22 protein-coding genes, 1 rRNA gene and 4 pseudogenes are annotated in these 21,219 nt (G+C 38.7%); 23 read left to right on the forward strand and 4 right to left on the reverse strand.

All coding sequences use genetic code 11. The features are described 5' to 3' along the window. Positions 1-115 precede the first annotated feature (115 nt). Both IE222_RS26595 and IE222_RS27005 read left to right on the forward strand, forming a co-directional pair. Positions 116-367: pseudogene (locus IE222_RS26595) on the forward strand (transposase); the annotation flags it as partial. A gap of 3 nt (positions 368-370) precedes the next feature. Beyond that, a pseudogene (locus IE222_RS27005) lies at positions 371-569 on the forward strand (transposase); the annotation flags it as partial. A 261-nt stretch (positions 570-830) separates the two neighbouring features. Here the strand turns inward: IE222_RS27005 and IE222_RS25300 are convergent. Next, positions 831-1,712, reverse strand: a complete 882-nt coding sequence (locus tag IE222_RS25300; protein ID WP_191277161.1) for a VanW family protein — start codon at positions 1,710-1,712, stop codon at positions 831-833. Between the two features lie 169 nt (positions 1,713-1,881). Here IE222_RS25300 and IE222_RS25305 point away from each other — a divergent pair, with 169 nt between their 5' ends. The 15 genes from IE222_RS25305 (at position 1,882) to IE222_RS25375 (ending at position 13,548) form a co-directional block, all read left to right on the forward strand. Further along, positions 1,882-2,421, forward strand: coding sequence for a helix-turn-helix domain-containing protein (locus tag IE222_RS25305; RefSeq protein ID WP_191277162.1), 540 nt, complete (start codon positions 1,882-1,884; stop codon positions 2,419-2,421). A 121-nt stretch (positions 2,422-2,542) separates the two neighbouring features. Continuing rightward, complete coding sequence (locus IE222_RS25310; RefSeq protein WP_191277163.1) at positions 2,543-2,947, forward strand: acyl-CoA thioesterase; 405 nt, start codon at positions 2,543-2,545, stop codon at positions 2,945-2,947. A 179-nt stretch (positions 2,948-3,126) separates the two neighbouring features. Continuing rightward, positions 3,127-3,828, forward strand: coding sequence for a response regulator transcription factor (locus tag IE222_RS25315; protein WP_191277164.1), 702 nt, complete (start codon positions 3,127-3,129; stop codon positions 3,826-3,828). Further along, complete coding sequence (locus IE222_RS25320; RefSeq protein WP_223282894.1) at positions 3,800-5,239, forward strand: ATP-binding protein; 1,440 nt, start codon at positions 3,800-3,802, stop codon at positions 5,237-5,239. Before IE222_RS25315 ends, IE222_RS25320 begins: the two co-directional genes overlap by 29 nt. A 157-nt stretch (positions 5,240-5,396) precedes the next feature. After that, entirely contained in the window at positions 5,397-6,764 is a 1,368-nt protein-coding gene (locus tag IE222_RS25325; protein ID WP_191277165.1) for a S1C family serine protease, read from the forward strand. Positions 6,765-6,900: 136 nt separating this feature from the next. After that, on the forward strand, positions 6,901-7,479 hold the full coding sequence (locus IE222_RS25330; RefSeq protein WP_191277166.1) for a YitT family protein: 579 nt from the start codon (positions 6,901-6,903) through the stop codon (positions 7,477-7,479). 76 nt (positions 7,480-7,555) lie between these two features. Beyond that, a complete protein-coding gene (gene mug, locus IE222_RS25335; protein ID WP_191277167.1) occupies positions 7,556-8,068 on the forward strand; it encodes a G/U mismatch-specific DNA glycosylase in 513 nt (170 codons plus the stop codon). 202 nt (positions 8,069-8,270) lie between these two features. Then, entirely contained in the window at positions 8,271-8,573 is a 303-nt protein-coding gene (locus IE222_RS25340; protein WP_191277168.1) for an urease subunit gamma, read from the forward strand. A gap of 22 nt (positions 8,574-8,595) precedes the next feature. After that, positions 8,596-8,925: an urease subunit beta gene (locus tag IE222_RS25345; protein ID WP_191277169.1), complete on the forward strand. Its 330-nt coding sequence runs from the start codon at positions 8,596-8,598 to the stop codon at positions 8,923-8,925. Beyond that, positions 8,922-10,634, forward strand: coding sequence for an urease subunit alpha (gene ureC, locus IE222_RS25350; protein WP_191277170.1), 1,713 nt, complete (start codon positions 8,922-8,924; stop codon positions 10,632-10,634). The genes IE222_RS25345 and ureC overlap by 4 nt, the downstream gene beginning before the upstream one ends. Before the next feature lie 10 nt (positions 10,635-10,644). After that, positions 10,645-11,100, forward strand: a complete 456-nt coding sequence (gene ureE / locus IE222_RS25355; RefSeq protein WP_191277180.1) for an urease accessory protein UreE — start codon at positions 10,645-10,647, stop codon at positions 11,098-11,100. Beyond that, the gene (locus IE222_RS25360) at positions 11,093-11,779 is read left to right on the forward strand and encodes an urease accessory protein UreF (protein WP_191277171.1); all 687 of its coding nucleotides are present in this window, start codon (positions 11,093-11,095) and stop codon (positions 11,777-11,779) included. The genes ureE and IE222_RS25360 overlap by 8 nt, the downstream gene beginning before the upstream one ends. A 22-nt stretch (positions 11,780-11,801) precedes the next feature. After that, positions 11,802-12,413, forward strand: a complete 612-nt coding sequence (gene ureG, locus IE222_RS25365; RefSeq protein WP_191277172.1) for an urease accessory protein UreG — start codon at positions 11,802-11,804, stop codon at positions 12,411-12,413. Between the two features lies 1 nt (position 12,414). Continuing rightward, positions 12,415-13,239: an urease accessory protein UreD gene (locus IE222_RS25370; RefSeq protein WP_191277173.1), complete on the forward strand. Its 825-nt coding sequence runs from the start codon at positions 12,415-12,417 to the stop codon at positions 13,237-13,239. Between the two features lie 87 nt (positions 13,240-13,326). Then, complete coding sequence (locus IE222_RS25375) at positions 13,327-13,548, forward strand: hypothetical protein (RefSeq protein ID WP_223282895.1); 222 nt, start codon at positions 13,327-13,329, stop codon at positions 13,546-13,548. A gap of 42 nt (positions 13,549-13,590) precedes the next feature. Here IE222_RS25375 and IE222_RS25380 read toward each other — a convergent pair whose 3' ends face one another. Beyond that, positions 13,591-14,517, reverse strand: a complete 927-nt coding sequence (locus IE222_RS25380) for an urea transporter (RefSeq protein ID WP_223282896.1) — start codon at positions 14,515-14,517, stop codon at positions 13,591-13,593. Positions 14,518-14,738: 221 nt separating this feature from the next. On the opposite strand from IE222_RS25380, the gene IE222_RS25385 reads away from it, so the two are divergent. Then, on the forward strand, positions 14,739-15,404 hold the full coding sequence (locus IE222_RS25385) for an urease accessory protein UreH domain-containing protein (RefSeq protein WP_191277175.1): 666 nt from the start codon (positions 14,739-14,741) through the stop codon (positions 15,402-15,404). Positions 15,405-15,475: 71 nt separating this feature from the next. On the opposite strand, the pseudogene shc reads toward IE222_RS25385, so the two are convergent. Further along, positions 15,476-17,345, reverse strand: a pseudogene (shc, locus tag IE222_RS25390) (squalene--hopene cyclase). Positions 17,346-17,498: 153 nt separating this feature from the next. On the opposite strand from shc, the pseudogene IE222_RS27050 reads away from it, so the two are divergent. The 4 genes and pseudogenes from IE222_RS27050 to IE222_RS25410 all read left to right on the forward strand — a co-directional run bounded on the left by IE222_RS27050 (position 17,499) and on the right by IE222_RS25410 (position 20,469). Beyond that, positions 17,499-18,533 (forward strand): annotated as a pseudogene (locus IE222_RS27050) (DUF2515 family protein). Next, positions 18,460-18,912: a CBO0543 family protein gene (locus tag IE222_RS25400; RefSeq protein ID WP_223282897.1), complete on the forward strand. Its 453-nt coding sequence runs from the start codon at positions 18,460-18,462 to the stop codon at positions 18,910-18,912. The pseudogene IE222_RS27050 and the gene IE222_RS25400 overlap by 74 nt, the downstream one beginning before the upstream one ends. Positions 18,913-19,149: 237 nt before the next feature. Then, on the forward strand, positions 19,150-19,590 hold the full coding sequence (locus IE222_RS25405; RefSeq protein ID WP_191277176.1) for a peptidylprolyl isomerase: 441 nt from the start codon (positions 19,150-19,152) through the stop codon (positions 19,588-19,590). Between the two features lie 126 nt (positions 19,591-19,716). Continuing rightward, positions 19,717-20,469: an exodeoxyribonuclease III gene (locus IE222_RS25410; protein WP_191277177.1), complete on the forward strand. Its 753-nt coding sequence runs from the start codon at positions 19,717-19,719 to the stop codon at positions 20,467-20,469. Between the two features lie 54 nt (positions 20,470-20,523). On the opposite strand, the gene IE222_RS25415 is transcribed toward IE222_RS25410, so the two are convergent. After that, the gene (locus IE222_RS25415; protein WP_191277178.1) at positions 20,524-20,661 is read right to left on the reverse strand and encodes a hypothetical protein; all 138 of its coding nucleotides are present in this window, start codon (positions 20,659-20,661) and stop codon (positions 20,524-20,526) included. Between the two features lie 497 nt (positions 20,662-21,158). On the opposite strand from IE222_RS25415, the gene IE222_RS25420 reads away from it, so the two are divergent. Beyond that, a 16S ribosomal RNA gene (locus IE222_RS25420) occupies positions 21,159-21,219 on the forward strand; the annotation flags it as partial.

The raw sequence follows: 21,219 nt of genomic DNA on the forward strand, positions 1-21,219 counted from the left end.
TCCAATCAACAGTGTGTTATTCAATAAAGACCTTCCGTTCAACAAATAAATAATTTAAATAAGTGTGAAATCAATGTTTAAGCCAAAAGAGTTTAGCTAAAGTGAATATGATTTTCTGTCTATTGATGAATTAGTTCCAGACGACCACCTTCACCGCTTGATTGACAAATATATAGCTTTTTCATTTCTTTTAGAAAAAGTTCGTCCTTATTATAGTAATGATAACGGAAGCCTTACCGATCCTCTTATTCTTTTTAAAATGATGTTTATTGGCTACATTTACGGCATTCGTTCTAAACGTCAGTTAGAAAGGGAAATAAGAACAAACGTGGACTACCGCTGGTTTTTAGATTTAAAATTCAAGGAACTGCTTTATAAATTTAGAAAGGAAAAAATTGAGCGAAGCTTTGTAGACTTGGGAAGAGCTGCATGGGTTTCGCTATTGCCGGTTACTGGGATTGAAGAAAGCGAGTGAACAGGATCTCCTTACTGCAACCTGCCAAAATATAAAAAAGATTTCAACACATTTAGCTAAGTTGGAAAAGGTGTGTTGCAATTCTTTAGGTTGATTTGCTCCCTGTTGATTGGAGCGGAGGGCACTCGACTCCTGCGGGAACGAGAGGTCACTGGAGACCCCACAAGCGCAAAGCGCCGAGGAGGCTCCAGGACCTCCCCGCGGAAAGCGAGTGTTCGGAGCGGAAATCAACAGGCCCCGTTAGCATGGTCAATCTTATTATAAAATCCGTATTTTAGGTCTGACAAAATGAAAAATTGCCGAGAAAAATACCCTTTCTCGACAATTTGAAAGTCCGCAAATACTGCGGACTTTTTCAATATATTGCATTAGGAATTTTCCTTGGTTTGTAATGTATTCCTTCTGAGGAATATAAATTAATTATCAGAAGATGTCCAAGCGTTCTGGCCCGGATTAAGACAGGCTGCTGATATTTATTTTTAAAGACGAAATCAGGACCGTACCAGCTGACAGTTGCATCTCTCCCCGGAGGAATATAGTGGACATCGCGGCTATGAGAAAACCGTTGTACAATTGCAAGACCAGCATTATCCACGGCATTGAAGAGGGTTGAGGATACTTGGCAAATACCGCCGCCAATATCTTCCGAAAATTCCCCCCTTACGATAACGGGTGCCTTCAAATATCCCTTTGCAATAGTTCGTTTACCAACTACTTTATTGAATGAAAAAGTCTCTCCTGGAAAAACAACATAATTATTTATTGCTTCTGCTGCAAGCTTAATATTAAATGAGCGATTTTTATTTTGTGGATTAAATGAAGTAATATAGCGTCCAATCTGCTTATTTCGTATATCACTTAATAATTCACTGTCTACTTTTGGATATATAGTCATCAATGGTATTTCAATGCTTGTGGTATTTTGGTTGAAAAAATTAGAATAAATTCGTTCCTTTAAGGCCTGTCTGTCAATTTTGTATCCAGTTTCTTCGGGCAAAATATTTCCATTCGTATCAATCCGGGCGTTTTTAGCTGCACTGGAAATTTTTTTATCCAATTGATCTAAGAATTGTTGATATTTTTGTTCGTCAAATATCGGCAGGTCCGTATAAGGATGAAAAAAATCTAATTGATTAATGGTTGTTACTGGCATGCTATCTTTTGTAATGGTTATTTCTTCAGGAGTATCGACTGGCTGTACGGCCAGCCAAGCTGCCAATATCCACGATAAATTCATAGCCCCAAACCTCCTCGTTTTAATATGGGTTTTCATATGTCCTTTCATGTAAATGTAGAAAAGATATTATCTAGAAAAGTTTTGGAAAAAATATAAAAAGGTTCTTTACAAAGTTTAAAAATTTTATTATCATTATTGATAATGATAATAAAAAATAGGAGCTAGAAAGATGAATGAATCAATTATCGATGTAATTTTGCACCCTGTCAGAATGAGAATTATTCAGAATCTAATCAATCAACAATTAACGCCACAGCAATTAAAAGAAATTTTGCCGGATATTCCACAGGCATCTTTATATCGAAACATAAAAAAATTAGTCGAATCAGAAGTTATTTATATTGTAGATGAAATACCTAATCGAGGGACGGTAGAAAAAGTGTACTCGATACAAGATCCAAATAAATCGTTAATTGGATCCGAAGAATTGAAGCAGATGTCAAAGGATGAGCATTTAAGTCTTTTTATGAAATACATGGCTAATTTAATGGGGGAATATGAACGGTATTTAAACCAAGATAATTTTGATTTGGCAGCAGATGGAGTCACCTTCCGCCAAACGTCGTTATTCTTGTCGGAGGAAGAATTAACAGATTTTATTAAAGAATTAAGAGAAGTATACGCTAAATATACTCAGTACAAGCCGGAAAATGGAAGAAGAAGAAGAACCGTAGGAACCATTATGATTCCAGAACCAAATAAAGTATAAATAGGGAAAAGATAAAAATGGCCCTGGCTTGAAAGGGCATGCATTTCAAATAAATATGAATATTTAATAAATAAATGTATAATAAACTAAATATTCAAATTTTGGAAGGATGATAGTCTAAATGCATGAAACCCAGGTTACCGTTCGTTTTGGTGAAACCGATGCTCTCGGTCATATCAATAATACAAGTTATTTTATTTATCTAGAAGAAGCGCGTATCCGTTTTTTAGAAACTCTAGGGTATGGAGCAGATGCAAAGAATTGGAATTTTATTTTAGCATCAGCGAAATGTGATTTTGTTAATCAAGGGTATTTCAATCAACGATTAGTGGTTAAAACCTATGTATCAAAAATAGGAACAAAAAGCTTCCAGCTTGATCATGACATTATCTTAGAGGGAACAAATGAACTGATTGCTCATGGCAGTGTTGCAATGGTTTATTTCAATTTTGAAACACAAAAAAGCGAACCTCTTCCAGAATTAATGAGGGAAGAGTTAAGCGAGCATTTTGTACTTTCTAAATAAAATGTTTTATAGCTGTTAAACAGTGGTCTTGAATTTGGTTCAAGGCCTTTTTGGATTATATATTTCAAAACTATGAACAATCTATTAATAAGTTTTTAAGAAAGGGTTTGAATCTTTGCTATCGAAAAAAAAAAGTTTACACTAGTATTGTGAAGATTCTTGCTGGGAGTTGAACTAATTTGAAAATATTAGTGATTGAAGATAATAAAAGTGTTTGCTCGATGATTGAGATGTTCTTTGCTAAAGAAGGCATTGAGGGTGTATTTATTAACGATGGGCTTGAAGGCTATCAACGATTTAAAAATGATACATGGGATGCGCTGATTGTTGACTGGATGCTTCCTGGAATGGACGGAGTAACAATCTGCAGGAAAATAAGGGAAGAAAGATTAACAGTGCCAATTATTATGTTAACTGCAAAAGACAGCGAATCTGATCAAGTGCTAGGCCTTGAAATGGGGGCCGATGATTATGTCACGAAACCATTCAGTCCGCTGACACTTATGGCGAGAATTAAGGCGGTCACGCGCCGTTACCAAACACAAGCGCCAAGAGAAACGGCTGGTATTCTGAAAACGGAGCACTTTCAGGTGAATAAAACCACTAGAGAGGTAATCGTAGACGGGACACCAATTAGCAACTTAACGCCAAAAGAGTTTGATTTACTATATTATTTAGCAGAACATCCTCGCCAGGTGTTTTCAAGGGAGCAGCTGCTAGAAAGTGTGTGGGGCTATCAATTCTATGGAGATGAACGCACGGTCGATGTCCATATTAAGCGGCTCCGGAAAAAAGTAGAAACATCATCACAGACGTTTTTCCATACTGTCTGGGGAGTAGGGTATAAGTTCGATGACACAACGAAAGCCGATGAAATTTAAGTATTTTTATCAACAGTTTTCCACCCATATTAGTATTATTATTGTGGCGTTTCTGCTGTTAAGTCTGCTCTTTGCCCATTATCTGGAAAATCTTGTCTATGAAAATAAATCGGACGAGCTTATTTCATACGGTAGAGCCATTCTGTCTGATATTAAGGAATCGCCTCTTGCTTCTGACCAGATTATTGACCAATACAGTAATGTTTTAGCTGCCAGAAAAATGAGCTTTAGTATGTTTGATCGTGATGGAAACCTATATTTAGTGAATAACCATGGACCAGCGATAAAAAATCTGCCGCGGTCTAAATGGGAAAAGGTGACAAAGGGTCAGACCATTGTCGTACAAAGTGATTATAAAAGCTTTGACCAGGATGGGGTAACATTTGTTGTTTTACCTTATTTAGATCATGGTAAATTTTACGGAGGAATTCTCTTAACCTCACCGATTAGCGGTTCTGTAAAAATGATTCAGCAAATTAATGAGATTTTACTATATACCATTTTAATTGCTTTTGGTGTATCGTTTTTACAAAGCTGGTATTTATCACGAATTCACGTATTACGCATTCAGCGTCTTCGTGATGCTGCCTCCCAGGTCTCGAAAGGTAATTATAATGTACATGTTCATTCCTCTAATTATGATGAAATTGGGGAATTAGCCAATGATTTTAACCACATGGTAGATAAAATTAATGCTTCGATGCTGGAAATTGAGAGCCTGGAAAACCGCCGAAGGCAATTTATGGCTGATGTTTCCCATGAAATGCGGACACCGCTTACGACCATCAGCGGTGTGATCGAAGGGTTAAAAAATAATATGATCCCTGAAGAGGATAAGGAAAGAGGGATTAATCTTGTCAGTCAGGAGGCAAAGAGATTAATCAGGCTTGTAAACGAAAACCTTGATTACGAAAAAATCCGCTCCAATCAGATTCGTTTATTTAAAGAGGAAATCCAGCTCACGGAAGTACTGGAAATTATCCAGGAACAATTAAGTCTGCAGGCTGATGAAAAGAATGATCAGATTATTGTGGAAGCTTCTTCTGACTTATATGTATTCGCTGACTATGATCGTCTCGTTCAAATTTTAATCAATATTACTAAAAACAGCATTCAATTTACGTCTGACGGTATCATTTGGCTGCGGGGAAAATCAGAAAAAAATCATATTATCATTGAGATTGAAGATACAGGTATTGGAATAGACTCAGGTGAAGTTGAAAATATTTGGCGTCGCTTTTATAAAGCCGACCTGTCAAGAACTAGTAATCCATATGGTGAATTTGGTTTAGGGTTATCAATTGTAAAACAATTAGTTCAGCTTCACAATGGTGAAATCAATGTTTTTAGCGAAAAAGGAAAAGGGACAAAATTTGTGTTACGGTTTCCTTGTCAATTGGATTCAAACTAAGCTGCGGGCTAGAAATCACAGCTGTTTTTTTTACATAATTATTCTTATATTATTCCAAATCCATTTAAAAATTGTTCATAGTTTATTAACATTTGTTGGATAAAGTGAAGACAAGAAATAAATTAATGGATCTGAGCAATATAGGAGTTGATGAAACATGGAAAAAGAACAGTTTGAACAAGAAAATTCAATTGATTTATCAATACCGGCAAATCCTTCAGGTCATTTAAATGAAGTTGAAGATGAACAAATTAGCTCAAGTGATACTTTAAAAGAAGAAGCTGAAAGTAAGCAGAATCCTGTAACGGATTTAAAAATTGATGAAAAAAGCACTAATCATGCTGACCTAAAGAGCCCTATGAAAAAGAGTGTGAAAGGCTTTGCCTCTACCCTTGCGGCAGGAGTCATTGGTTCTGTGTTAACATTGACCATTCTCCCGCATACGGATTATTTTAAAAACTTCCAGCCACAGGCAGAAGACAGGCCTGTCCAAATGGAGAATAATAGTGCACAGGTAAAACCTGTCTCTGCCAACACTTCAAATTCCATTGCTGATACAGTTGAGAAAGTGTCAAAAGCCATTGTGGGTATTGAGAATTATCAGCAGCAGCAAAGTGTTGATTTTTTTGGGAATTCTGGACCATCTCAAAATGTAGAGCAGGGCTCAGGCTCTGGAGTGATTTTTGAGAAACAAAATGGTCATGCTTATATTGTGACGAATAATCACGTGGTTGAAGGCGCCTCTAAACTGGAAGTGTCGTTATACGATGGAACAAAGGCACATGCTACAGTGGTTGGGACGGATGCCTTAACCGACTTAGCCGTTCTTAAAATTGAGGGGAAAAATGTCTCTTCCACTGCTTCATTCGGTGATTCAACCACACTCCGCCCTGGTGATCAAGTGTATGCAATTGGGAACCCGTTAGGTTTAGATCTGTCTAGGACGGTAACACAGGGAATTGTCAGTGCAACAAACCGAAGCATTTCTGTCCCTACATCTGCTGGAAATTGGGAAACAACGGTTATTCAAACAGACGCTGCGATTAATCCAGGTAATAGCGGAGGGGCTTTAATAAATCCACAAGGGCAGGTTGTTGGGATTAATAGCATGAAAATAGCAGAAAGCGGTGTTGAAGGTCTGGGCTTCGCGATACCAAGCAATGATGTGATTCCAATTGTCAACCAATTAATTAAAAACGGAAAGATTGAACGCCCTTATATTGGTATTGGATTAGCAGATCTTGATGAGGTTCCGCAGGTTTACTGGGGAGATCTTCCTAAGAATGTCACAAAAGGTGTCATCGTCATGAATATAGACCCTAACTCTGCAGCAGCACGCGGCGGATTTCAGCCAAAAGATGTAATTGTGTCTATGAATGGTGAAAAAATCGCCAATTCTTCAGAATTACGCAAGTATTTATATTCCAAGGTAAAAAGCGGTGATAAAATCAAATTTGAAGTATATCGTGATGGAAAGCTGAAAAACTTGACCGTTAAATTAACGAATCAACAGACTTCAGATTGATGATTAGCGTCGGGAAGGAACCAACAGTGTTTGGTTCCTTTTTCTGTAGTACCATTCTTGTCTAAATTCCTTTCGAATGAAGTTTACTGCCCAATCATATATGTATATAAAGGAAATTGGACAAGGGATGGTCAGGATGGTAAAAAAAATAGCGGTAATTGGCTTTGGGAGTACGATGATTGGAATAGGCATTAATGGGTTTATCCTTCCTTTCCATTTAATTAATGGGGGATTTTTCGGCATAAGTCTTTTGTTTAATTACATTTGGGGGTTGAAGGCAGGAGTTACGTTTATTTTCTTAAATATACCTGTTTATTTATATGCCCTAAAATATAATCCATCTTATTTTTATAACGGCTTATTTGGAGCGATAATATGCGGCTTAATGCTGGAAATATGGGTGCCGTTAAATGGCGTGATACACATGCCAATCATGAGCAGCATCATCCTAGGTGCCACCATTATTGGGATTGGTGTCGGGGTTATGCTTCGCAGTCATATCAGCCCTGGAGGCATGGACCTGCTCGCGCTGATGCTTGCCAAATGGTCCCGAATCAATGTTGGTGTCATCATCTTTGCGACGGATGCGGTCATTATTATAGTCGGCTTGCTATTCCTTCAAGATGCCAAACTATTGTATTCGCTCGTGATTGTTTCCATTGTCGGCTTGCTGGCAAGTATTATTACTTCGTTTCGAGGAATACGCATCTATTAGTATGAATGAAATTTATCTTTTTCTGTAATTCCTGCTAATATGTTGGTAGCAGGATATTTTTGAAGGAGTATAAGAGATGAGAGAAGTGGATGATCGTATAAAAGAACATTTAAATATTTTGTTTGTCGGCTTTAATCCTAGTATTCGGTCAAGCGAAACTGGTCATCATTTTGCTAACCCGAGTAATCGATTCTGGAAAATTTTATACGAGGCAGGCTTAACCCCTAGAAAGCTAGAACCATTAGAGGATGATTGTTTATTAGAATGGGATATGGGAATCACGAACATTGTTCCAAGACCAACAAAGGCTGCAGATGAAATTACAAAAGATGAGTATAAACAAGGCAGGGAAATATTGAAACAAAAAATTGCTAGGCTAAGTCCGAAAATTGTTTGTTATGTCGGTAAAGGGGTGTATTTACAATTCAGCGGACAGAAGGCGGCACCGTGGGGGAAACAGGAGGAGGCGGTTGTTCCAGGGACCATAGATTTTGTAGCTCCTTCTTCAAGCGGTTTAGTAAGAATGAAGCTTGAAGAAATGGTCACAATCTATAAAGGTCTTACTGACTTACTCAATCTGTACAAATGAGTAGACTTAGCTAAGCTCTAATGGGGACTTTCCCATTAGAGCTAATTTATTAGGAAAGTATCTATTATTACCAAAAAAATAATTGTTTAATTTAGGTGAAAGAGTAATGTTACTTCCAATTTTATGTTTAATTCCCATGATTATGGAGAATTATATTGAGGGTGTTTAAATTTCACAACAAAATTTTAAAGGAGGCTTGGTGATGTTACTAGTACCACGTGAGATTGACAAGCTAATGATTGTAGTTGCAGCAGATCTTGCAAGAAGAAGAAAAGAAAGAGGATTAAAGCTAAATTATCCTGAAGCAGTAGCACTTCTCACTTATGAGGTATTAGAGGGTGCAAGAGATGGAAAAACCGTAGCGGAATTGATGGAATACGGTGCGACCATCTTAACACGTGAGGATGTAATGGAAGGAATTGCCGATATCATTGACGATATTCAAGTAGAAGCAACTTTCCCAGATGGAACAAAACTAGTAACTGTACATGATCCAATTCGTTAATTAACAGCAGGAGGGATAACTAATGGAATGGGAACCAGGTCAATTATTTTTAAAAGAAGAACCAATTATATGTAATGAAGGAAGAAGCGTATCCAAAGTTAAGGTAACGAATACGGGTGACCGACCGGTTCAAATAGGGTCACATTATCATTTTTATGAAGTGAATGAATCCTTACAGTTTTCCAGGGAAGAAGGCTATGGTAAAAGGTTAAACATTCCTGCCGGTGCTGCAGTCCGTTTTGAACCGGGCGATGAGAAAGAGGTTGAATTGGTTCCATATGCAGGTGAACAAAAAGTATATGGCTTTAACAACAAAACGGACGGCTCAATCGAAGGAGGGCAAGGCAAATGAGTTTTGAAATGCCAAGAAAGCAGTATGCCCAAATGTTTGGGCCAACTACAGGCGATTCCATTCGGCTGGCGGACACAGACTTGCTTATTCAAATTGAAAAAGACTATACCACCTATGGTGAGGAAGTCGTATTTGGCGGCGGTAAAGTCATTCGTGATGGAATGGGGCAGCATCCGCTTGTGACACGCGGTGAAGGCATTCCGGATGTAGTGATTACGAATGCCGTGATTTTAGATTACACAGGAATCTATAAGGCGGATCTTGCCATTCGAGACGGGAAAATTGCCGGTATTGGAAAAGCAGGTAACCCATTAGTAATGGATGGAGTCGATATCATCATAGGCGCGTCGACTGAAATCATTGCTGGTGAAGGCATGATTGTAACTGCGGGGGGAATCGATACACATGTGCATTTTATTAATCCGGCACAAGTGGAAGTTGCTCTAACGGCTGGACTAACTACGTTGATTGGCGGCGGTACCGGACCTTCAGCGGGCTCGAGAGCAACAACAGTAACTCCAGGAGAATGGAATATCCACCGAATGCTTGAAGCAGTGGAAGGACTGCCAATAAATGTTGGCTTAACGGGCAAAGGGCAGGCAGCAACAGGAGAACCGCTTGCAGAGCAAGTGAGAGCTGGTGTGATAGGATTAAAAGTCCATGAAGACTGGGGGGCAACACCTTCAGCGCTTGACCATGCGTTAAGGGTTGCGGATGAATATGATGTCCAGGTGGCACTTCATGCTGATACCTTAAATGAATCAGGTTTTGTTGAAAATACGATGGCTGCTATTAAAGATAGAGTTATTCACATGTACCATACAGAAGGAGCGGGAGGCGGTCATGCGCCTGATCTAATTAAGTCGGCAAGCTTTATGAATGTACTTCCGTCTTCAACCAATCCTACATTGCCTTATACAGTTAATACTGTTGATGAACATTTAGATATGCTTATGGTTTGTCACCATCTAAATCCATCCGTCCCTGAGGATATCGCTTTTGCTGATTCAAGGATTAGGAAGGAAACGATTGCGGCTGAGGATGTCCTGCAGGATATGGGGATCTTTAGTATGACAAGTTCAGACGCTCAGGCGATGGGCCGAGTAGGAGAGGTAGTTTTACGGACATGGCAGGTAGCCGATAAAATGAAACATGAACGAGGTTCCCTTAAAGGGGATGGTAAACTTTCCGATAACAATCGTGCAAAGCGTTACATTGCAAAATATACGATTAATCCTGCGATTACTCACGGAATTTCTGAATATGTTGGTTCCATTGAGGTTGGAAAAATTGCTGACCTTGTGATTTGGTCTCCAGCGTTTTTTGGTGTGAAACCAGAATTAGTCTTAAAAAGCGGTTTAATTGTCCACGGAATGATGGGAGATGCAAATGCCTCTATTCCAACACCACAGCCGGTGATAAGCCGCCCGATGTATGCAGCTTTTGGGAAAGCCTTGCCAAAGAGTTCCATTACGTTCATTTCGCAAGCGGCGTATGAAGGAAAAGTGCATGAAAAACTTGGACTGGAAAAAGTAATTCTGCCAGTACACGGAATAAGAAAATTAACGAAAAAAGATATGAAACTGAATTCGGAAACGCCTGAGTTAACTGTTGATCCACAAACATATGAGGTCAGGGTTAACGGGGAACTAATTACAAGTTCGCCGGCTGAAAAATTGCCGATGGCCCAGCGTTATTTTCTATTTTGAGGTGAAAGATGTGCTGATTGAAAGAATAGAAACGAATATTGAAAATATGGAAAAAGAAGAGATTATAAGACGTCATATTGAAAAGGTTTACCTTGATAGTGATCATCTTGTAAAACGGATTCAGCGGGTAACAACGGACCACGGCCGGGAAATTGGCATCCGTTTAAAGGATCCTCGTGACCTTGTTGCTGGCGATGTACTTTATATGGATGAGAAGAATATGATTGTGATTGATGTAATTGCAGATGATTTAATCGTTATCAATCCACGCAGTATTAAAGAAATGGGAACAATCGCTCATCAGCTGGGAAATAGGCATCTTCCAGCTCAGTTCGAGGATGATGTAATGATGGTTCAATATGATTATCTTGTCGAAGAGCTGTTAAAAGAGCTGGAAATTCCATATAAACGTGAAAATAGAAAAGTTAAACAGGCGTTTCGCCATATTGGTCATAGTCATGAATGATAAAATCCTAGCATTATTTCAGCTGTGTGATTCAAATTTTCCAACTGGTGCCTTTAGCCATTCATATGGTCTCGAAAGTTATATACAGGAGAACACGGTACATAATCTTGAAAGCTTCTCCCAATGGCTTCAGGTATATATACATGAGCAGCTTATTTATGCAGATGGTCTGGCAGCTCGTCTTACCTATCAAGCATTGGATGAGGAAGATTTTGAAAAGGTATGGAAAATTGACCGTTTGTTAACAGTCCAAAATTTGCCTCGTGAAACCCGAGAGGGCAGCATGAGGATGGGCGAACGGATGCTAGAGCTTGTCCAAACTTTATATGAGATACCGGCTCTTTCTAGTTACAGAAAGAGGATTAGTGCCAAGCAATCTTTCGGCCACCCAGCCATCGTTTTTACGATTGTTGCCCATTATCTTGGTGTTTCAAAATCCACAGCTGTTTTATTTTACTTGTATTCGGTGGTTTCTAGTATTGTTCAAAATGCGGTCCGTGGCATTCCGTTGGGTCAAACGGCAGGACAGAAAGTAATCCGTGATGTCCAGTCTGTTCTCATTGAAGCATCACATGTGATCGAGCAATTGAATGAAGAAGATTTTGGTATTGTTTCACCGGGGATTGAATTATCCCAAATGAGACATGAACGTGTAAATATTCGAATTTTTATGTCGTGAAAGAAGAAGGGAAGTGTTCACTATGGAACCAATTAAAATTGGAGTTGGCGGACCTGTGGGAGCAGGAAAAACTATGCTCGTGGAAAAATTAACACGGCGCTTAAATGACGAATTAAGTATGGCAGTCGTTACAAACGATATCTATACAAAAGAAGATGCAAAATTTTTAATGCAAAATGGGGTTCTGCCCGCCGATCGTATTATCGGTGTGGAAACCGGAGGGTGCCCGCATACTGCCATTCGTGAAGATGCTTCGATGAATTTTGCTGCTATTAATGAATTAAAAGAGAAACATCCAGATGTAGAATTGATTTTTGTAGAAAGCGGCGGTGATAATCTAGCTGCTACATTCAGCCCTGAACTGGTTGATTTCTCCATCTATATTATTGATGTTGCCCAAGGTGAAAAAATCCCGCGAAAAGGCGGACAGGGAATGATTAAATCGGATTTATTTATTATTAATAAAACCGATTTAGCCCCGCATGTCGGCGCCAGCCTTGAAGTTATGGAATCAGATACGAAAATATTTCGCGGGGATAGGCCGTTTGCCTTCACAAATTTAAAAGAAGAAGCAGGGCTTGATCATGTAATCGACTGGCTGAAGCAGAATGCATTACTAAAAGGGCTGGCTTAATATGGGTGATTGGACAGGTGTTCTGCACTTAAATGCGGAAGACAGAAAAGGGAAAACAGTTGCGAAGAATGTATATTTTCAGGGTGCATTTAAAGTAATGCGCCCTGTTTACCATGACGATTCCGGCAGGGCATGTTATTATTTATTAAACCCTGGAGGCGGCTATTTGGATGGCGACCGCTATCAAATGAAAATCAACCTAGCTGAAAATGCCAAGCTGACCTTAACTACTCAGGGAGCAACAAAGGTTTATAAAACTCCAAAACAATATGCTTACCAGGAATCGGAGATTATTTTACAAGCTGGAAGTTACCTGGAGTATTTCCCAGATCCGCTTATTGCTTATCAAAATGCTCATTTCAAGCAAAAAAACGTAATTCGAATGGATTCCACGGCCACTTTGCTTTATTCAGATATCATTACTCCTGGCTGGTCACCTGAAGGAGAGCATTTTAGTTATAAAACGGTTCAGTTATTAAATGAAATCTACGTGGATGGGGAACTGGTTGTTTACGATCATTTGAAATTAAAACCGTCTGTGCAAAAAATTGGGGGACTTGGGTTCATGGAAGGGTTTACTCATTTGGGTTCGATGTTCATAGTTGATCGGCAAATGAATAGTTCTTTCCTTGATCATTTATATTCACTGCTTGATCAAAATACATCTGATTATAAAGTTGGACTTTCCCTGCTTCCAGTACCAGGATTCACGGCTCGAGTTTTCGGTAATTCAACACAGGTCATTGAACAAATTTTTTCAGAAATTCACCGTAATATTTGTCAAGAATGGTTTCAAACCAAACAATATTCACTTAGAAAATATTAGTCATTGTGACAGGGCAATTCCAACAAATCATCGCATACTCGATAATAGAATTGGAAAAACTCCCTTTAAACAGGTAAGGAGGGTGAAATGATGTTTGAAGATTTTGAAGTAGGTCAACTTTGGGAAGGTCATGTCCATGAACGTCCGCAATTTTCTTTAAGTGTACAGGGTAATCAATATAAAGGGATAGTTCATGATGATAAAATTCATTGGTTCCATCCCCATCCCAAACAAACACTTGAAGAAGAACATGTTAGTGCTATTGAATCTAAAGTTTTTGATATGATGAGCGATCAACTTGAACAATAACAAAAGCATCCCGGCTTGACTGGGATGCTTTTGTTTTGACTATTAGATTGAGGGGAGAACTTTCCTGGCCCCAAGAAAAATCCAGGTACAAAGAACAAACGGCATGGTAAGTGCGGGGAGTCCATAGGGCAAAAGCCAAGTGACAACACTAGCAGTAATGGGTACGGTTAAACAAGCGGCAATAATTCCGGTTATTAGCACATGCTTAGAATCTCCCTTGAAAACAATCGATACAGCAAGTATGGTTAAAATGGCATTGTATCCATAAAGCCCCATAAAAATCAATGAATGTTCGCCGCCAAGGACGTATGAGGTTAACAAAGCTGCAAGATTACCTATGATGGCATAAAGACCTAGTCTCCACCCAGCCCAAAATACGGCAATTAAAAGCAAAAACCCAGAAAATGTATTGTCGAGAAAGAAAATTTGTCCAATCCCATTGAAGGCTCCGTCCAGCCAATGGGTTTCTCCTTTAATATTCAGCGTCCAACTGGATAAAGATTGTGGTGTAAGGTCAGGGCTGATTTTAAAAGTAACCAGTCTGTATGTAGTAAGCAGCAAGAACCAGGTTAGGACAATAAAGGGAAATGTCAAAATTGGAATTCCAGTTTGGCGCATAAAATGGACCATCGAGGCTGTAAGTAAAGCTGCAATCGCAGACCCGACCAAGGCAATGAACCATCGATCGTCGCCGCTTAAAAATAATGAAAGGGCCATTCCTGTCAATACTGAGTTATATCCATATAAACCTTGATTGACGCTCCCCCCGTCAGCACCGCCTAATTTACCGATGAGTGTTCCAATTATGCTTGAAAAAAGAGTTACTACTCCTAAAGAAAAAGATGCAATGGTAATGGCTGCTAAAATAATAAAGCCAGAGACAGCATTCTCAATTAAAATAACTTGAGAGATTCCTTTTAAGGATGTTACAAACAGCCAACTCAATTTATTTTTTAAAATTGATAACAACCCCTTTGCAAACCTAAAATTGAGTTTTAAAGTAAGAATTTATGCTGATTTTAGTGTTTCCGTTTGTTGTTTTTTTATGAAGATTTTTACCATGAATCCCTTTTATGATTGCTTGTCTGAATTACCTTTTAATCTTTTTTACTTTATATGAAAAAGAAGGCTTATTTTATTAGGTTTAACATAGTAATTTATATGAGAAAGAAATTTGAGGAGGAGTGCTTATGGAGGTAACGTTATTTTCAATTTTAGCACTTGGGTTCATTTTAGGAATTAAGCATGCAATTGAACCCGATCATGTTATCGCGGTAACCACGATTGCCAGCCACAGTAAAAAGTTATGGAATGCATCACTTGCCGGGGTGTTTTGGGGGATTGGTCATACAGCGACATTGTTTATCATTGGGCTCATTTTAATTGTAATAAAAAATGATATCTCGGATAAATGGTCCATGTCATTGGAGTTTTTAGTTGGGATTATGCTTGTTTATTTAGGAATTGTTAGTATCCGCTCCTTTAGAAAGGGCAGACAGCAAAATGAAGATCATACACATACTGGTCGTTCATACATAAGAGGGTCCTATATGAAATCCATAGTAATAGGATTAATTCATGGACTTGCAGGTAGTGCGGCTATGGTTTTACTTACGATGAGTACCGTCCATTCTGTTTGGCAAGGGGCATTATATATTTTAATCTTCGGTTTTGGAACCATTACAGGGATGCTGCTTTTTACAACAATTATCGGTCTGCCGTTTGTATTAAGCTCTAAAAGAAAAAAAATAAATCAATCACTTACATTAGCTGCCGGAATCGTTAGTACAATATTTGGGCTATACTATATGTATAATCTCGGTGTAACTGAAGGGCTATTTTCTCTTTGGATCTAAAAACCAAAGGTTGATAAGAATGAGTGACGACAGAGAGGAACATGCCTCTATGTCGTCATGTTTTTTAAATTTTATCCTGTTTCAAATTTCTTATGATAATGTGAAAGTGTGAGGAGGGGAAAAATATAGCGGTATCCATGGTAGTGAATATAAAATGCACCACCCATTCCTTGCCCTTTTGGGTATTCCATTGTCCAGTCCTCATTTTTAAGGGAATTTAGTAAATATGTGATGCCCCGCTCGATTTCAGCTGCAGGATAATCTGAAACCATTATTAAGGCATCTAACGCCCATGCAGTATGAACGACGCTACTTGCGCCAAGCGGGATATATTTGTCTTGAATATCGCTATGGCAAGATTCCCCCCAGCCTCCGTCCTCATTTTGAATACTCTTTAACCAATTTATCGATTTTTTAATGGAAGAATCGTTGTTAGGTGTTCCCACAGCCTTAAGTCCGGTAATCGCCCCCCAGGTGCCGTAAATATAGCAAATGCCCCATCGTCCATACCAAGAACCATCCTTTTTTTGATCCTTCTTTAGCCATTTTATTGCCTTTTTAATAGCTGTATGATTTTCGGGGAGATTTGTGTAATTTCCGAAAAACTCAAGCGTTCTTCCTGTAAGATCGGCACATGATGGGTCCATCAGTAAAAATTTTGCTTTTTCAAGTGGCAGATATTCTAATACACTAGAATCTGTATTCCTTTCAAACGCCGGCCAGCCACCACCATCATTTTGCATCGATAAAGTCCAATTGACTCCACGTTCCCAAGCCGCGTTTTCAGGTGGGACAATTCTGGAAAAGGATCTTAGGACCGCTGTTGTATCGTCAACATCCGGAAGTATTGTGTTAATATTTGAGAAGCCCCAGCCCCCTGGCAGGGTATGCGGGGTATGAATCACCCAATCTCCAAATTTATGATGCTGCCGATTAAGGAGATAAAGATTGGCTTTTTCTACCATTGGATCATCAGGTCTAACCCCTGCAGATTGCAAAGCAAAACCAATTAGAGATGTATTCCACACATCCGCAGTGGTGTATTGCATATGCGGCAGCACCATCGATTTCACACTGCATGGATTTAATTCCGGCAACGGCCTTTGTAATAACGGGATCCGTTTTCTTATAACCCAATGAGAGTAAGGCAAAAATCATTAAAAAGGTGCAGCTGTAATAGCTTAAAAAGGTACCATCAGGTTCAATCCGGTCGAGCATGTATTTTCTTGCACGGTCAATTGCCAGTCGGTGAAGTTCAACAGGCAGACCGATAAGGCTTTTAATACCTTCTTCAATAAAGGATAAAAAAGAACGCCATTCACTGGATTGAATCCATGAATCCTCTTGATCACGATTCAAATGTAATTCCGAGAGGTCTGGTGATTTGGATGTTTTAAGAGAAAACCTCTTTGCGGCAAGTATCATAATTGGTGTAATGTTTGCTCTGCCAAATACAGAGAATGAATAGAAATTAACAGGGAAACTGGACGGAAGAAGAATGATTTCAATTGGCATCGGGGAAAATGAAGGCCATTTGTATTGGCCGGTAATGGCAAGCATGATTTTCGTGAAGGTGCTGACTTCCCCTAAGCCGCCATGTTCTAAAATAAACTTTTTAGCCTTCCGTAATTTTGGCTCAGAGTTAGAGTAATAACCGGAATATATTAACGCATAGTAGGCTTCAAGTGTGGCTGACAAATTTCCCTCTCCCTCGTCATAAAATAATTTCCAGGCACCGTTTTTCTCCTGCTTGCCGAGTATTCGCCGGCAAAGACCTTGTATTAATTCTTCATCATTAATCTCTAATGTTCGTAATAAAATGATCATATAAGCATCTGTTGAAATGCCTGTATCAAATGGAAAATCCCAAGAGCCGTCGGGAGCCTGTTCTTTTCTCAATGTTTCAATGATCCAATCCATACTTTTTCTGGTACCACCCATGAGCGTTCATCCTTCCTTTCACCAAAATATCCCTAGGATATACATATTCCTTTTGTGCAAGGCCCATTCATAAGGGAGGTTGTTTGTCATTTTTTTACAAGAAACCGTGAAAAAGCACCGCTTGACAGTATACGTATTGAATTAAAAAAGAAGATGAATAACTCTTTTACTGATTCCTATGATCTAACACTAAAAGACCGGAAGCTGCTGGAGAAAATCAGGAGAGAAACAGAGGGACACAATGTAAACAATGTGTTACGAACTAAGGCCTATTTGGATTTCTATTTACGTTTTCCGGAGATAAAATGGGCCTTGTTAGGGCATATGGTTTCGCGTAATGGCGGTTGGAATATGACCGACTTGAAGGGGAATTTATTGCAAAGCTGCTTTCGAAAAAAGAGGGGAGTACATTTTTTAACTTTTTTTTCAAGATGTTTATCCGCAATTTTTGCTATATGAAGAGAGTTTAAAACAAAATAAAAGCTATTTTATCTATTAACCTATTTAAATATTTCTTCTTTCATGGAAACAATTTGGAGTCATTTTTAGAGGAATCGGGACACCTATATATTGTGTATCGCGCTGGAAATCAATGAACAAAGTTACTTAGAAAAACGGGTAATGAAGCATCCTTTTTATCAAAAGGAAGTATTAAATAAATGTGAGTTTATCCTACAGGACCTATTTTCGTTTAATAATATCCTCTTCCCATATGACGATGGAAAATTGGCTGGCCAGACACTTCATTAGTTTGAATCATTACATGAACGGATTTTGCTTGGAAAAAGGTTATATTCTGTCCTCTTCCATAATAAAGATTTCCTAAGACAAGTAGTTGATTGGGCGAAAAGTCATCCACATACGGGTTCGAGAAAGGATTACTGGCTGTATATATTCAATAACGTTAAGGAGGGGCTCCCCGGGTTTACCTATCCGATGCGGTTGAAGTCTTGTCGGCTGCGAAGGGGGGCGAGAAGGTTTTATAGTCCTAGTTTAGAGAATGCATGGAAAAATGTCATTCAGCCGGAAGCGGAAAAGCGAGATTGGTTTGAGGACTTTAAAGTTGCGGATTATTTAGTGGAGGACACCGAAATAACGGATGGGGAGATAAAGAATGAATACTGTAAAACACTTGAACGACTCGAAATTGCAGCCTTGGCAAAAAAGACGATTAACTTTTTGGAATAAGAAGCACTTGGCCGGCGCCGTTCTTGCGGCATTGCTGGGAACTTATTTAGACATTATTCTTGTTGGGATAGGTTTGTATGAATTCCCGCTGCGGCCGTTTCCAAAAATTTTTTCAGTCAATATCCTTTTTACGTTAATGGTTTTACCGATCTGTGTCATGATCCTTTTACACTATACTTCACAGGTGAATAAATGGGGTAGAAAAGGGATTATTCTATTTGTCAGCCTATTAGTGCCTATTCTTGAAAAGTTAGCAGAGGAACTCGGTTTCTTTATCCATTCGGACAATTGGCATCATATCTATTCATTTATTGGTTATTTGCTGTTTCTTATTATAATTGATACTTTTCATCTGTGGTTAGAAAAAGGGACAGGTTAAAAAAAAAAAGCCGGACATTAGTCACGGCTTTGTCATTTGGATTGTGAAGAGGGAGGTTCTGCCCGTCCGTACAGTGGTTAAGTGTCCCGCAACAAGCGAAATGTTCGAACAGAACCTTCCCTCGATTCTATTTTACCACAGGTTAAGCGGAAATATGACGGATTAGGAGGTCATTACTTTATTTTCTTTTTCGAAAAGTGTATGATAAGAATGATTTTTACATAAGGAGTGGTTTAAATGGCTAAAAAAGGATACATATTAATGGAAAATGGAGAAAAGATTGAATTTGATTTATTTTCAAATGAAGCACCTGGAACGGTAGAGAATTTTGAAAAATTAGCGAATGAAGGCTTCTACAACGGTGTCATTTTCCACCGTGTCATTCCAGGCTTCGTAAGCCAGGGCGGGGATCCAACAGGAACTGGTATGGGCGGTCCAGGTTACACAATCAAATGTGAAACACAAGGAAATCCACATAAGCATATACCAGGTTCCCTTTCAATGGCACATGCCGGCAGAGACACAGGAGGCAGCCAATTCTTTATCGTTCATGAATCACAGCCGCATCTAAACGGTGTCCATACCGTATTTGGACAAGTAACATCTGGCTTAGAGACAGCGAGAAACATGAGAAATGGCGATAAAATGGTGGAAGTAAAGGTTTTTGATGCGGAATAAATGGTGCAAGAGGGCTGATTTTTATTAGCTCTCTTTTTTTGTTAAATCATGCATTTTACTTTAAACCTTTTTCTTTAACTGGTACAATGTCCTCTATTAAACTATTGAATAAGAAGAGGATAATAAATGAAATTAGTATCTTGGAATGTAAACGGTCTTAGAGCTTGTGTCAAAAAAGGCTTTTTAGATTATTTTCATAAGGTAGATGCCGATATTTTCTGCGTTCAGGAAACGAAATTGCAGGAAGGGCAAATTAATCTAGAATTAGACGGGTATCACCAATATTGGAACTATGCCATTAAGAAAGGTTATTCGGGAACTGCGGTATTCACTAAGGTGGAACCATTATCGGTCCGATATGGATTAGGGGTAGACGAATCGGAAGAAGAAGGCCGAATTCTCACACTAGAGTTTGAAGATTTTGTCCTTGTCAACGTCTATACGCCAAACTCTCAGCGGGATTTGGCTAGATTAGGCTATCGCCTAGAGTGGGAAGATCGAATTCGTGAATACCTTCAAGACCTGGCTTTGTCTAAACCCGTTGTCCTTTGCGGCGATCTAAATGTCGCCCACCGTGAATTAGACTTAAGAAATGCTAAATCAAATGTAGGTAACTCCGGCTTTACGGTTGAGGAACGCGGAAAAATGACCGCACTGTTAGAAGCCGGTTTTGTTGACAGCTTCCGTCTTTTTTATCCTGACCAAGAGGGTGCTTACACATGGTGGTCTTACATGAATAAGGTGCGTGAACGGAATATTGGCTGGCGAATTGACTACTTTATTGTATCGCATTCCTTCTGTAACCGACTAAAAAATGCTGAAATTCATTCAGAGGTGTTAGGAAGTGACCATTGTCCGGTAGTTCTTGAAATTAACTAACCATATTAATTAAACCCTTTACAAATAGAACTTATTTGTAAAGGGTTTTTTTGATTATATTTCATTTAAAGCGGTTCCAATTTCATCAAATTCCGGCATTCTCTCACTCTCTGTTGTAAAATCCTCCTGCTTCTGATCCAGTTGATTCACAAATCCCTTTTCTTCGCCTTTTTTTAATTGATTCATCTCCACTGTATTACCACTCCTTTTCAAAATTAAGAAGCAAGGGGACGGGTCATGTGCTTCATATCAATATTTTTTCCTTTTAAAGCCAAACTAAACCATTTTTATTAAGATATCCTTTGTATGAGCTGTGTGTGTTTGATAATAATCGCAAAATTAGAATTTACTAATAAAGCAAATGCTAATTTATTTGGTGGAGTATAGTGATAAAAATTTTAAATATTATTTAAAATAGGGATGAGAAAATAATTGTTGACGAACAGCCAAATGGAGAGTATGATAATGAATGTCTTCATTACGAGAGATACCTTATCGTAAATGTTTAAGTGGAAAATTGTTTTAGTAATGTTGACGCTGATGAAAAATTATGTTACTATATTTTTTGTCACTAATTAATAGATTGGTAGCTTGTTCTTTGAAAACTAAACAAACAAAAACGTCAACAAACAATAATAATTTAGTTTCTTATGAAACTAAGCCAACGTAAACTTATGAGCTAATCAACTTTCTTGGAGAGTTTGATCCTGGCTCAGGACGAACGCTGGCGGCGTGCCTAATACATGCAAG

The sequence above is a fragment of the Neobacillus kokaensis genome, from assembly GCF_014656545.1.
Classification (GTDB): Bacteria; Bacillota; Bacilli; order Bacillales; family Cytobacillaceae; genus Neobacillus; species Neobacillus kokaensis.